General features: G+C 34.4%; 9 protein-coding genes. 3 read left to right on the top strand and 6 right to left on the bottom strand.

Translation table 11 applies throughout. The features are described from left to right. Position 1: 1 nt before the first annotated feature. Both RB619_RS08235 and RB619_RS08230 read left to right on the top strand, forming a co-directional pair. The gene (locus RB619_RS08235) at positions 2–517 is read left to right on the top strand and encodes a hypothetical protein (protein WP_308096252.1); all 516 of its coding nucleotides are present in this window, start codon (positions 2–4) and stop codon (positions 515–517) included. Positions 518–522: 5 nt separating this feature from the next. After that, on the top strand, positions 523–993 hold the full coding sequence (locus RB619_RS08230; protein ID WP_308068891.1) for a helix-turn-helix domain-containing protein: 471 nt from the start codon (positions 523–525) through the stop codon (positions 991–993). Positions 994–1393: 400 nt separating this feature from the next. Here RB619_RS08230 and RB619_RS08225 read toward each other — a convergent pair whose 3' ends face one another. Continuing rightward, positions 1394–3892, bottom strand: a complete 2499-nt coding sequence (locus tag RB619_RS08225) for a cation-translocating P-type ATPase (RefSeq protein ID WP_308096250.1) — start codon at positions 3890–3892, stop codon at positions 1394–1396. A gap of 495 nt (positions 3893–4387) precedes the next feature. Continuing rightward, complete coding sequence (locus RB619_RS08220) at positions 4388–5530, bottom strand: formylglycine-generating enzyme family protein (protein ID WP_308096248.1); 1143 nt, start codon at positions 5528–5530, stop codon at positions 4388–4390. A gap of 594 nt (positions 5531–6124) precedes the next feature. Between RB619_RS08220 and RB619_RS08215 the strand changes: the two genes are divergently transcribed. Beyond that, positions 6125–6514: a hypothetical protein gene (locus RB619_RS08215; RefSeq protein WP_308096246.1), complete on the top strand. Its 390-nt coding sequence runs from the start codon at positions 6125–6127 to the stop codon at positions 6512–6514. Between the two features lie 852 nt (positions 6515–7366). On the opposite strand, the gene RB619_RS08210 is transcribed toward RB619_RS08215, so the two are convergent. The 4 genes from RB619_RS08210 to RB619_RS08195 all read right to left on the bottom strand — a co-directional run bounded on the left by RB619_RS08210 (position 7367) and on the right by RB619_RS08195 (position 13210). Next, positions 7367–8827 carry a sulfatase-like hydrolase/transferase gene (locus RB619_RS08210; protein ID WP_308096244.1) on the bottom strand — a complete coding sequence of 487 codons (1461 nt, stop codon included), beginning with the start codon at positions 8825–8827 and terminating at the stop codon, positions 7367–7369. Beyond that, a complete protein-coding gene (locus RB619_RS08205; RefSeq protein WP_308096242.1) occupies positions 8769–9743 on the bottom strand; it encodes a sulfatase-like hydrolase/transferase in 975 nt (324 codons plus the stop codon). Before RB619_RS08205 ends, RB619_RS08210 begins: the two co-directional genes overlap by 59 nt. Before the next feature lie 488 nt (positions 9744–10231). Continuing rightward, positions 10232–11722 carry a DUF1254 domain-containing protein gene (locus RB619_RS08200; protein WP_308096241.1) on the bottom strand — a complete coding sequence of 497 codons (1491 nt, stop codon included), beginning with the start codon at positions 11720–11722 and terminating at the stop codon, positions 10232–10234. A gap of 36 nt (positions 11723–11758) precedes the next feature. Continuing rightward, on the bottom strand, positions 11759–13210 hold the full coding sequence (locus RB619_RS08195) for a DUF1254 domain-containing protein (protein WP_308096239.1): 1452 nt from the start codon (positions 13208–13210) through the stop codon (positions 11759–11761). Positions 13211–13358 lie beyond the last annotated feature (148 nt).

Here is a 13358-nt window from a genome sequence, read left to right as displayed (position 1 = left end):
AATGAATGTAAAAATATTAAAAATAGAAGGAAATACATTAGTTAATGCTAAAATTTCAGATGCAAAACTATTGAAAGTGAGTCTTCCTTCTGTAGTTGATGGATGGAGGTTTGATTTTCATAAGCATTTAAAGAAAAAAAACTTTGAAACTTATGTTTTAGTTTCTGAGGAAACTTCTGAAAGAATTGAAGGCTGCCTATCATTTGAAATGAGAGATAAAATTGAGCCTTATATGGCTTTTATTGAAATAGCACCTCATAATGTTGGTACAGTAAAAGAATATGATAATGTTGCAGGTTGTTTAATTGCTTTTGCCTGCAGGCTGAGTTTTATGAATGGTGAAGACCATTTTCAAGGTTGGTTGGCTTTTGATGTTTTGGAAGAAAATATAGAAGATGAGACTAAATTAATGAAAGTGTATTCAACAAAATATAATGCTGTACGATTAGGAGATAGTACGACTATGCTTATCCCTCCTGAAGGGGGACAAAAATTAATAACCGAGTTTTTAGATTAATTAAGATGAAAAATAAAGAAATTAAATTTGAAAATATTTGGAATGACAAGAAAAGAGAAGATATTAAGCAGACTATTTTATTGCATTCTTCTAAACAATCCAAAGAAAGAATATTAACAAATCAATTGCTTTCTATTCAGTATAAATTAGAAGATTATATTCAGAACGAAAGTGATGATATTGAAGTTTTAAAGGTACTTGATTTTGTTAAAATGTATTTGAAAGCCCTTAAATTAACTAAAAAGGAACTAGCAACGTATTTTGGAATGGAAGATAGTAATCTTCATAAATATTTGACAGGAGTTAGAAAACTTAATGCAGAGTTAGTTTTAAAGTTAAGTTGTTTTTCGCACACTAAACCTGAATATTGGTATAGAGTTCAAATAAAGAATGAGTTGATCGAATTAAATAAAGAAAAGAAAAATGTTGAGAAGTATAAAAAATATGATTACCGTAATTTGGTAGAAATAGTCTAAGTTTTATACAACAAATTTAAAGCCCTGAAGAGGGCTTTTTTAAATTATAAAGACTTATCTGATGTAATGGCTCAGAATTTTTGCTGCTTATTTTAAGATTACAACCTTAACTTTTTGGGGCAAAAGTTATCAGCTCCAATTTCTGGTCTACTTAGGAAAAATTGGTCAGCCAACCGAATGCTTGTGTATAATTTGCTAGTTTGGAAATGCGTGGATCAACAGTATCTAATTTAAATTGGTTTTCATAATTTGGAATTAATTCTATCGTTTATTGATTATAATTATTAACTAAGTCAATAAGTATTCACTAACAAAGAGAGAGTCTGATTTTATCTTGGTTATGCTTTTAGAAAAAAATGTTTGGAGTAAAAAATGCTCATTTATGATTTCTGTGTTGTTTTTATCTTAGACGTCTAACCAATTTATACACTTCAAACCATAATACGGATGTGGAAGCGATAATGGCTGCCATACCTAATTCCGCTATATTTAATCCGGTTAAGTGGAAGAAATTAGCCAAAGGGCCAATATATAAGATGGCGAATAACATAATGATAGTTAGGAAGTTAATTATTACAAACAGTATATTCTTATTTTTGAAACTTTCAAACAGGCTGTAATGGAAGGAACGGTTCGCGAGGCTCAACAAAATATTGGCAAAAATCAATGTAGTAAAAACCATTGCTCTTGTTTTTTCTTCGCGACCACCGTTTTGTACTGTATATTGATAAACGAACAATACACCAATCGTTATAACTAACCCCTGAATTATACTGACAACCAGTTCCTTCCAATTGAGGAATGTATCAGTCATTTTCCGTGGCTTTTTCAACATTGTATTTCGCTCCATCGGTTCATTTTCATAGACAATGGAACAGGTAGGACCCATTACCAATTCTAAAAAGATAACGTGTACAGGTGTGAATATTTGTGGAAATTTCCAGCCTAAAAACAACGGAAGTGAAACGGTAAGAACAATTGGAATATGAATGGAAATGATATACTGAATGGCTTTTTTGATATTGGCATAAATCCTTCTGCCTGATGCAATGCCGGTAATCAATTTGTCTAAATCATCATTAGTAATCACTAATGCGGCTGCCGCTTTGGCAATTTCTGTTCCTTTACTCCCCATTGCCACACCAATATGAGCTGCTTTGAGGGCAGGACCATCATTTACACCATCGCCCAGCATTGCCACCACTTCGCCTTTCTTTTTTAGTGCATTTACCACAGCTAGTTTTGCATCGGGAAACATCCGCGTAAATAATACTTTTTCTTGGGCAGCCTGCAAAAGCTGTTCTTCTGTGTATTCCATGATGTCTTTACCTTCTATGGCTTCAGATGTATGCTTAATTCCTGCCTGTGTAGCGATACTTCTTGTAGTATCGATATTATCGCCAGTAATTACTTTTACTTTGATGCCTGCATCATAAATATGGCGAAAAACTTCTTGTATATTTTTCTTTGGTGGGTCATAGAAAACCACTAACCCTAGGAAATCAAACCTGAAATCTTGTTGTTTTTCAGGAAAATTATTGCCTTCAAAATTTGATTTTGCTACACCTAAAATCCGAAATCCCTGCTGTCCTAAAGTCTTGATAATATTGCGCACCCTATCTTTTTCATTTCCGGAAAGTGTTGAAACATTGAGAATGGCCTCCGGTGCCCCTTTTGCTGCGATAATCCGTTGCTTTTTCTTATTCTCAAAAAGGTGTGTCATCATTGGTGGCTTCCCGTCCAGCGGATATTCGTGTATCATTTGAAATTCTTTTTGTTGGTCGCCTCTTTTTGTTTGCGTATACAAACTGTGTAAGGTTTTTTCCATTGGGTCAAAAGGTACAGGCTCACTGCTCCACATTGCATAGTCAATAAGTGGAGAAAGTGAGGTATTATCGAAATCTGTTTCATTGAAAATTGTGTCAGACTGGTAATTGTAAAGATGCTTTAGCTGCATTATGTTTTCGGTAATAGTTCCAGTTTTATCGGTGCAGATAACCGTTGTACTGCCTAATGTTTCCACGATGTTGCTACGTTTGACAATAATGCCATCACGCATCAGCTTCCATGCCCCCAATGTCATGAATGTGGTAAATGCTACGGGAATTTCTTCCGGCAGGACCGACATTGCGAGTGTTAGCCCGTTGAGCAGGCTATCAATGAGATTGTTCGTATGGTAGTAGTTAACGGTGCATACAATCCCAAAAATAACAATCCCTACAATGGCCATTGCCTTTACAAATCTGCGTATTTGAAGCTGTAAAGGCGAGTTTTCTTCTTTTATTTCCGAAATAGAAATACCAATTTTACCAATGCGGGTGTCTTTTCCAATTTTTTCTACTTTAAATACTGCCAGTCCCGAAACAGTTAAAGTCCCGCTATAAACTTTATTGTCTTCACTTTCGCTGTTTTTGAATACAGAAAGACTTTCACCAGTCAGAGAGGCTTCATTAACGGAAAAATCGTTACTGTGTATAATTTCACCGTCTGCATTAACCATTTTTCCTTCTTCGATAATACAGAGATCTCCTACTGTAATTTCATGGGTTGGAATTTCAATTACCTGCGCATTTCGGATAACCTTGCTCAATGGTTCATTCAGTTTTTCTAATGCCTCTAATGCTTTTTTACTTCGGGTATCCTGATATAATGAAATAGCAGAAACTACTGCGATCGACAGAAACATAAATAGAGCTTCACCATAATCACCTATGATGAGGTAAATAATCGAAATAGCAAACAAGAGCATTAGCATTGGCTCTTTCAGTATATCCATTAGTAGTTCAAGCCCAGCATTTTTATTGATACCGTCTATCTGGTTGTAGCCATATTTCTTTCTTAAAGCGGTCACCTCGTTATTATTAAGACCTTTTAGATGGTTGGGTATATTATAAGACATAAATAATTTGATATTAATCTGGGAATATGGTCATTTAGGATATGTTTGTTCGTTATAATTTAATCACTAGTTTTGGATTGTCCGGAACATTATTTTGGTTCAATATTATATAGGTCATCATAAAATTTAACCAGTCTTTGTAAATCGCTGTAAACAAGATCTTTTTTTTCGTTTACTTTACTATGAAATTTGTTAAAACTATAAATTTGTAGTAAATTTTATTTGTCACTTCATTTTGAGAATCAGTGTCCTTAATGACGTTTATTTTTTCACAGTATTGACAGAATTTCGACTGCCTTCTATAACATAGTTTTTTTAAGACAAACTTCTGAATTTTGAATTGGCTGCAAAATTACGTGCTGTCTCTTGAGACAGGTGCAGTAACTCCCACTTATTTTAGAAGCTGATACAGTAATATATTTCTTGAATTTTTAATGTAAACAATTATTGCTCTACCATTTTTTAATAATAATTCATTTTGAAATCGATTTTTCTCTAAATACTTTTTACGCATCTAAAACCAAGATGATTAGCTGCGGATCTGACTTCACCTTTTCCTCTGGTTCCAACCATGTAACGTGTGCAATATTGATCAGTGCATAAAAAGGATCCTCCGCGATGTACTCTTTTTATTTGATTTGGATCAGCAGGGTCATTATAAGAATCCGGTCCTTGCGGATTTTTAGTTACCATTCCGCTTTCGCTTAATGTTTTGTAATAATCTATGCTATACCAATCACTAGTCCACTCCCAAACATTTCCGGCCATATCATACAATCCGTATCCATTTGGAGAATATTGTGCAGTAGGAGCGATACCTTTAAAGCCATCTTCTCCAGTGTCTCCATCCTTAATAGGAAAATGCCCCTGATAGATATTCGCCTGGAATTTCCCGTTTGGTTTTAAAGTATTTCCCCAAGTATATAAATTTCCTGTTTTGCCACCACGAGCTGCAAATTCCCATTCTGCTTCTGTAGGAAGTCTTTTTCCTGCCCATTTTGCATAGAAAGTAGCATCTTCATAAGTAATATGTACAACCGGGTATTTTTCTTTTCCTTTTATACTACTTTGTGGTCCATTTGGATGTTTCCAATCTGTACCAGGTTCATAACGCCACCATTGCAGAAAATTATTCAAATTGACGGCAGTTGGAGTAGGAGTAAAAATAACTGAACCTGTAACCAAATCTTCTTCATTAGCAGTTGGAAATTCTTCCTTAGTAGGTTTTTGTTCTGCAACTGTAATATAACCGGTTGCTCTTACAAATTGCTCATATTGTTCGTTAGTTACTTCAGTTTCATCCATATAATAACCATCAACGTAGACTCTGTGTACAGGAGCAGCATCTTTTGTGATTCCTTTTATGCTGCAAAGACTTTCATCTTTAACATTGCTTCCCATTGAAAATTCGCCGCCAGGAACCCAAACCATTCCTTTTGGAGCCTTCCCCGCAGGTTTATACTTATTTTCAATAGTTTTTTTAAATGCTGTTAATACCGTATTGTTTGGATTTACAGTACAGTTTGTTGAGCTAGATATTATTCTTTGTTGCACAAAAGCTGATCGTGTGTAGCGGTAAGTGATGGAAACGATTAATATTGTAATCAGGGTAGAGAGCAAGTAAATTTTTATTTTCATAGTCATAACTTTTTAGGAATGAAAGTTTTAAACTTAAAGATATGAAATTTTGAAATAAAAAAACATTGCAATAAAAGTTTATCTTGGAAGTATTTTTTTTGATGTTTCTTAGACTTTTAAAGCGTGTAAACAGTAAAAAATAATACACTTATTATAGTATAATTATGTTTCATTTTATAGGATGAAACCAAAATAATTTCTTAACAATTCTTGTAAGTAAAGAGATATTGTAATTTGGAAGATATCTAAGATTTTTAACTTTATGGTGTAATTAATAACTATTTTTTTATTTACTATAATTGATTGGTTAATTTCAAGGCTCTAGTCAAACTCATAATTATCACTCTTCAATTCAATTTTCAAATCAGGTAGAAAAGGAATATTGAAGATGAATTTTTCGTCTCCGCGTGAAATATCAAGAGGGAAGGAAAGTAATTTAGGCATTAATTAATGCTCAATGTTTTTTAATCGACATCTTCAGGATAAATAGATGGCGAAAGTGTTTTTATTAATGACAAAGGAACTTATGAAACATTAAAAAAATATCTGATAGAGACCGCAGGGTTTCATCATTATAAAGGCAATGCTTTCGTATTGGTATGGAAAAGTATTATAGAAATCGATTTACTGCCTTTTGGTGAAATAGAAGGTAAAGGAACTTATGTAACGGTTGAAGACATCGGGCTTACAGATGTAAGCATTCCTGGTTATAAAAAGAGATATAATTATGGTTTTCCACAAGTTGAGCTGGAAGGAAAGCACCACTTTAAATTCTGTATGCTTCCTGGAATAGTATTCTTAAAGCTCATGACCTATGAGAACCAGCTTGAAATCCGTGGGGACGCTATCGAAGATAACTGTAAGATTTTAAAACATTTTTTTGATATGTATGCTGAAGAGATTTATGCGAACCATCTAGATTTATTTGGTCAGGGGCAAAACCTGATATGCTGGCTGCCCGTGTTATGGGATGGAATATGGTAAAAATAGCTAGACTGAATGAAGAGTTGTTGGAGAGGATCTCTGCCTTGCTGGTTAAAAATACAGTGAGTTTGACCACTAGTGAAATATCAAAAATCATGGCTGAGTTTTACGAAAACGCGGTTCAGGATGGTATGGATAGATTGATTGAGATTAAGGCAGGATTTATGGAGTAGAATTTATTATAATTTTATAGCAAGTCATTAAATACATGCTGTATTGAAAGGTTTGTGTAAAAAATACAAGCAAACTTGATGGTTGTAGTATCTCATGTAATTTTTCAAAATATTTGATTTACTAGTTTTTTATCTGACTGATTTTTTTCTACTTTAGTTTTTTTTTTTAGATATTTAAAATACCAGCTAAAGTTTTTAGTGTTCTTTTTGAAAAAATAAAGTTTAAACGTTTTTTTTAATAATTTACGTTTGAATTATAATATTCTCCGGAATCAATAAAATAAGTTGGTTTTTAAAATATCAAATAATGTAGCAAAATTATGGTAAACGATTTTTGAAATTTCTGAGTTTATAGTGAATGATGCGAAGTTGTGACCTAAGATTCGAATTTAGATTTTCAAAGTTGTCCACATAAAGACAAACAACGTCATTGGAAAACAATGGCGTTGTTTTTTAGTACTATTGTTTATTTATTATGAATTGCTTTCAAAATTGTATTTCGATTATAATTTCTAACATATAGGAACATATTGTTTGATGTGTTTTATGTAGTAATTATTTTATAAATTTAATCTTTTTAAAAGGAACCTAGGTATTTAAAAAATATTTTTAATTGTAAGACAAGTCTTTTATTAATCTTGCTTTCAAAATAACGATTTATGATGGTTTTGGGAAATATTTATTTTAAATCAATAGTGACTTTTTCTATTGCACCATTAAATTTAAAAGGCGGTTTATAATCGAATGTTACCGGCTGACCGCTGTCTTCTCCAATTCCGAAAGTATCTGCTCCAAAACGAGCAAAGACAGTTGCATCCATTTTCCCCCTTCCAGTCTCTTTTCCGTTAACTTTCATAACCAGATCAGCACCTTTTCCCATACCGCCGCCTGCATACACAAAATCCAGAGTTATAGTAGCAGGATCTTTGCCTGTCGCTTTTTGAGATTTGATAATGGTATGTTTACCATAATAGTTATAATCAAAAACAGGAATTCCATCTTTTACATACAGTGTGATTCCAGCAGACACTCCACCTGCAGCAATAATAACCCCATTGGTTTTCTCACCATTTCCTGTCACATCCGCCGTAATAGTCCAGCTTCGGTTCTTGATAGAAGGAGAGGCAGTCTCTGGAAGTCGTGTGGCACCAGGATAATACACAAAATGTGTCGTTTTAGGATCAACTCCGGGAGGCAGTGGCTTAGGAATTAAAGCCCTGGCTACACCACGGTCATCTAATGGATAAACATGATATTTTGCTGCTGCCTGATCAAACTTCTTCTTCATTTCGGCCAATTTTGAAGGCATTTTTGCTGCAAGGTCATTTGCTTCTGAAAAGTCGGAATTTAGATTGTAAAGTTCCCATTTATCATTATCCCAATTTCCAGGTGCTACATCCTGTCTCCATGGCAAAGTGTGCTGTGCATTGGCTTTCCATCCGTTTTCATATATCGAACGATTGCTTAAAATTTCAAAATATTGCTCTGTTCTTCCTCTGTATGTGTTATCAGTAAAAGTTGGAAGAAATGATTTGCCTTCCAACGGAATTTGTTTTATTCCGTTTACATATTCAGGCATAGTAACATGAGCTGCTTCATATATAGTTGGTGCAACATCTATCAGATGTAAAAAGGCGTCTCTAGGATTATCATCATGTTTGATACGTGCCGGCCAGCTTATTACCATTGGATTTCTGGAGCCGCCTAAATGAGATGCTACTTGTTTTACCCATTGAAAAGGGGTATTTCCTGCCCAAGCCCATCCCACTGGATAATGTGGTTCTGTTTCTGGACCTCCAAGTTTGTCTAGATCTTTAATAATATCGTCTAAGCTGGCATTCATACCTGCAAGACTTTTCATTTCATCCATTGTCCCATCTGGCCCGCCTTCAGAAGAAGCTCCATTGTCTCCCACTATATAAATTACTAAAGTATTCTCGGCATCTGGAAGTTCCTTAATAGCATTTAAAAGTCGTCCAACTTCATGGTCAGTAAAAGCAAAATACCCTGCATAATTTTCAAAGAGTGCATTATAAACTTTTTTCTGCTTGTCATTTAATGTTTCCCAAGCTGGAACCCAATCAGGTTTTGCGGTCAGTTTTGTATCTGGGGGAATAATCCCTTCTCTTTTGATTCTCAAAAACCTCTTCTCTGTATTTTTCCCATCCCATATCAAATTTGCCTTTAAATTGATCGCGCCATTCTTTTGTAACATGATGTGGCGCATGCATACCTCCAGGCGCGAAATACATGAAAAAAGGCTTGTTTGGTGCTACAGATTTAGAATACTTCATTTTAGAAATGGCTCGATCGGTCATATCTGTGAGCAGATGATACCCTTCTTCTGGCGATTTATTAGGCTCTACCGGCAGTGTATTTTCAAATATTACGGGATAATATTGGTGAGCTTCACCATTATTAAAGCCATAGAAATAGTCAAATCCCAAACCTGTTGGCCAGCGGTCAAATGGTCCTGCAACACTGGTTTCCCAATCTGGTGTATTATGGTTTTTTCCGTACCACCAAGTAGAATAGCCATTATCTTTTAAAACTTCTCCCATTGTTGCAGTTGACTTTGGAATCATGGTAGAATAATTGGGGAATCCTGTAGCCCATTCCATCAAAAATCCATTTCCAGCATCATGATGATTTCTTCCTGTAAGAAGTGCCGCTCTTGAGGGACCGCATATTGCTGTGGTATGAAACCTGTTATATTTAATCCCTTCAGAGGCAAGCTTATCCAGATTTGGAGTAGGGATTAATCCACCAAAAGTAGAAGTCTGACCAAACCCGACATCATCGAGTAATACAATAATTATGTTTGGTGCCCCGCCAGCTGCTTTTGGAATTTCGGGCCAGACGGCCATAGATTCTTTATATGTTTTTCCAATTTTTCCTTTAAAAACAGGATCTGAATAGGGGAGTTTGTTTTTTTCGCCTTTATCATCTTTTTTCTGAGCCAAAACTTCTCCGCTTGAACCAATAATCATAAACATAATAATCGAAATTATTTTGTATTGATTTTGAGGTATTACTTTTAAAAGATTCAATTTCATAATTTACAGATTTTAAGAGTTTTAGTATAAAATTAAAAATAATATGAGAATAAAAAAGTTTTCTAAACTAATATATTAATAAGCTTTTTCTTGATGACCTCACATATGCTTCTTTTTAAATTAATCTGTTTAAGAAAATAAAAATAGAATATTTAAATTTTAATAAATTAAATATTCTGGTATTAAAAATTTGTTCATGCAAAATTATTAAAATAGCATTTAATGGATTCTAATCAATAATCCTAACAAATAGTGTTTTCACAAAATGAGAGAAATTCATCAATAACTTTGAACAAAAAAACTCAAAAATCAAATGACTTTCGAGTTTGTAAATTATGACGAGTAATAATAAATTTGGATTACCAAATTTATTACAAAAATGTATTTAACTTTATGTGCAATTTTTATTTGTATATTCAATCAAAGGGTCGTACGAATAGGTTCGGAATTACACCAAGCTCTGCATAACTTATAAATTGAACGTAACTTTAGTTTGTCTTCATTACTGCAGGGGGTGTCCATTCATTTTTAATTATCTTTTCTTCTGGCCAATAGCATCGAAAATACAGACAAAAAACACCTTTAGGACTAGGAAGCCAATTGGCTTTTTTATCTCCCTGCGGTTCAGAATTCTGCACATACAAAGTCAATGAACCATCTGCATTATATTTTAAGCCTTTATTCTTAGTACCAACAGAATAACGTTTTATAGGATTTGGTGAAAAAAAATGGTGTTCGTCATACAAAGTAAGCGACCAAAACCCTTTTACAGGCGGTATTTTGCCCTTTGCAAATGTTACAATGTATTGATTTGTTCCATTTAGTCTTGTGCCTTTTGAATCTAGATCCTGATAATGATATTTTGTTTCAGCGCCAACATTTACCAATATATTAGACTTTGCAATAGCTGTACGTGTGAAATAATCTGTTCCAAAAGCAGCACAATTATTAACAGTTGACCAGTAATTTTCAAGTGGTACTCCCCAATTTCGAAATTGTAACAACGGATCAATTAGCTCCTTATCGGCTTTATGTGCTTCTTCGATCATTGCTTTTTTTAATGCCGGATCTTTTTTTGCTGCCTCAATTACGGCAAGTATTTGCGCATATCGAGATTCTTCACCTTTTAATGGCGGTGCATCTTTTAACACAGTAGGAAGTAAATCAAAAAAGTTATCAGGAAACACCCATTTGGTTTCGCCAGTACCTTCATCTTTTGTAGGCGAAGCTAATGATGGAAGTTTGCTCCAATCCTGATTTTTAACTTTACCATCAAATTTATTCAAAGCATATACATCAATGTTATTAATTATTTTTTGTACAGCAGCTTTGTCTTGGGGCGTATCATCTTGAAATACTCTTGGAACAATAAAAGCAGTTCCTGTTTTACTGCGAAAAGTTTTTGTAATTCCTTTAGGTACTTCTCCTTTCCAGTTTGGGCCTGTCAATAAATAAAAACCCGGTTTTGTTTCGTACATTTTCCCTAACTGTGCAAAAGCATCTGTTCGTAGATCTACGACCTGATAAACCCAAAAACGATCACCAAAATCTGGTACTTGAATCACTACTGGAGTTTCGTCTAGTGCAGCAATTGCTGCTCCATATACCACATCCTGATTTGGGCATGCAACCCAGCGCTGTTCTGGTTTTATGTAATCATGAAGCATCGCCAGAGAATTCAGTGGAGCAAAAGGAAGTACACCATTCATCAATCCTACTTTTGGAGACTGCTTAAAAGCAAGACGTCGGTTATAAATATTCTCCATTGGCCATGCCCAGAAGTAAGCATCTCTTGCCACCTGCCTTGCATAAGCTTCGGTAATCTTAACATTAACATCAGGTCCTGATGGTGTTGAATTAGAAGAGTTTATAGCTGTAGTGTCATCTGGCACAAGAACTGTTGTGCTGGTTTCTATATTTTTATTTTGGTTACAAGCTGTCAGAACAACAAGTGAAATTAAGGAAGCTAGTTTTCTCATCTTGATCTATTTTTAAAAGAAAATAAATTCATTAAACTACTTGATTTTTTCCACATCATTTAATTTCCAGCTCTGATCGTATAAATTAGGTTTAGGGCCATAAAAACGAGCCAATATTTCAAATTTGCCTTTTGGATCTGTTGGTACCCAGTTCGATTCGCCACTTGCAGGAGCAGTAGGGCCAAAATAGAGATCAACTGAACCATCACTATTTATTTTTAGACCTGGTGTTTGAGAGGAACGCCCCGACCATTTTGCATTACGAATAAAACTATGGGTATCTCGATTATAAACCGTCATTGACCAGTATTGTTTAACTGGGACATTGGCTGGGACATTTAGTTTATATGAAGCACTTCCGTCTAGAGGATTACCCTCCTTATCTACAATCTGCATTAAATAATATTGAGATTCACCAATGTGTTTCGCACTAAAAAAACCAACTGTATATAGAAGACCTCTATTTGTTGTAGGATAGGAATCGGCAATAAGATAATCGCCTTGTATATTTTTTCCAAACTCGGGCGTAACTGGAAAAATCCAGTGTGTTCCTTTGAAAAAGGGTTCTGTTTCTTCAAGTTTTGAGTCCAGCCAAGACTGGGCGGTTTTAGCAGCGGCTGTCAGTATTTCTTTTGTTCGCTCATCAGGGCTGAAAGGTTTGCCTCTTTCAATACCAATTGATTTTAGTATATCTATCATGGCTTTGTCTCTTTCCAGCCATGGTTCTTCCTGAACTATTTTATCTAATGTTTTATAAAAAGTAAAATCAAATGGGATATTAGATTCATATACTTTTTCGCTGGCATCGACAAATTGTGTTGTTGGATTTTTTGAAGCTTCGCTCAACGGATAAACTTTTATTCGCTTTGCATAAGCTACCGCTGCTGCGACATCAGTATCACTTCCGCTTTTTAACACAGAACGCAATAGTGCATAACCACGATACGTATTAGATTGCAAGGCAATATAACCAGCAGGTATTTTGTTTTTGTCGTAGCCTGGTGGTATAAAAAGATACTTTCCTCCCTTTCCTTTATCAACTCCGCCTGGACCAACGTCTTGAATAGAATTTTGCCAATATGTCATAACACTTCCATTGAAAACCCCAGTATCTGCAGGAGGAATTTCAAGTACTACCGGCCCCACTTTTTCTGTATTGAAAAACGGCATTAAATAAATTACATCAGGATTAGGCGTTAGTGTCTGATTTTTCCAATCTAATAAATTTGGCCAAATAACAACCTGATTGTACTTACCATTTATTTTAGCAAAAGCATCATACATTAATTGAAAATTTACAGCAGGCATTGCCCATATCGCAGCCTCAACACCCCGCTGATATAAAATTTGTTCATTAATATTTACAGGCTTAAAAACTACAGCTGCTGTATCTGAAATATTATCTTTCAGAGCAGTATCTGATTTTGAGTTTTGATTGCAAGCAACCAAAAGAAACACAGACAAAAATGAAATGGCAATTTTTTCCATAGCATTAATTTATTAGAATTAAGATTTTTAATTTTAAATCATTTTAGTTTTTTTAACGAAAAAATATATTTTGAAAAGGTTCTGCTCTAATTGAGATAAAAAATATACTGCTGTCATTAAAATAAAAAAAGACTTAACAGTAGTTATA

This window comes from Flavobacterium sp. LHD-80 (assembly GCF_030929605.1).
Taxonomy (GTDB): Bacteria; Bacteroidota; Bacteroidia; order Flavobacteriales; family Flavobacteriaceae; genus Flavobacterium.
Note: the sequence above shows the minus strand (reverse complement) of the source record. Positions and strands in the feature narration are given on the sequence as shown.

Coding starts and splice junctions, on each gene's coding strand:
- RB619_RS08230 (WP_308068891.1), top strand. CDS start 523: ATGAAAAATAAAGAAATTAAATTTGAAAATATTTGGAATGACAAGAAA.
- RB619_RS08235 (WP_308096252.1), top strand. CDS start 2: ATGAATGTAAAAATATTAAAAATAGAAGGAAATACATTAGTTAATGCT.
- RB619_RS08220 (WP_308096248.1), bottom strand. CDS start 5,530: ATGAAAATAAAAATTTACTTGCTCTCTACCCTGATTACAATATTAATC.
- RB619_RS08205 (WP_308096242.1), bottom strand. CDS start 9,743: ATGAAATTGAATCTTTTAAAAGTAATACCTCAAAATCAATACAAAATA.
- RB619_RS08200 (WP_308096241.1), bottom strand. CDS start 11,722: ATGAGAAAACTAGCTTCCTTAATTTCACTTGTTGTTCTGACAGCTTGT.
- RB619_RS08195 (WP_308096239.1), bottom strand. CDS start 13,210: ATGGAAAAAATTGCCATTTCATTTTTGTCTGTGTTTCTTTTGGTTGCT.
- RB619_RS08225 (WP_308096250.1), bottom strand. CDS start 3,892: ATGTCTTATAATATACCCAACCATCTAAAAGGTCTTAATAATAACGAG.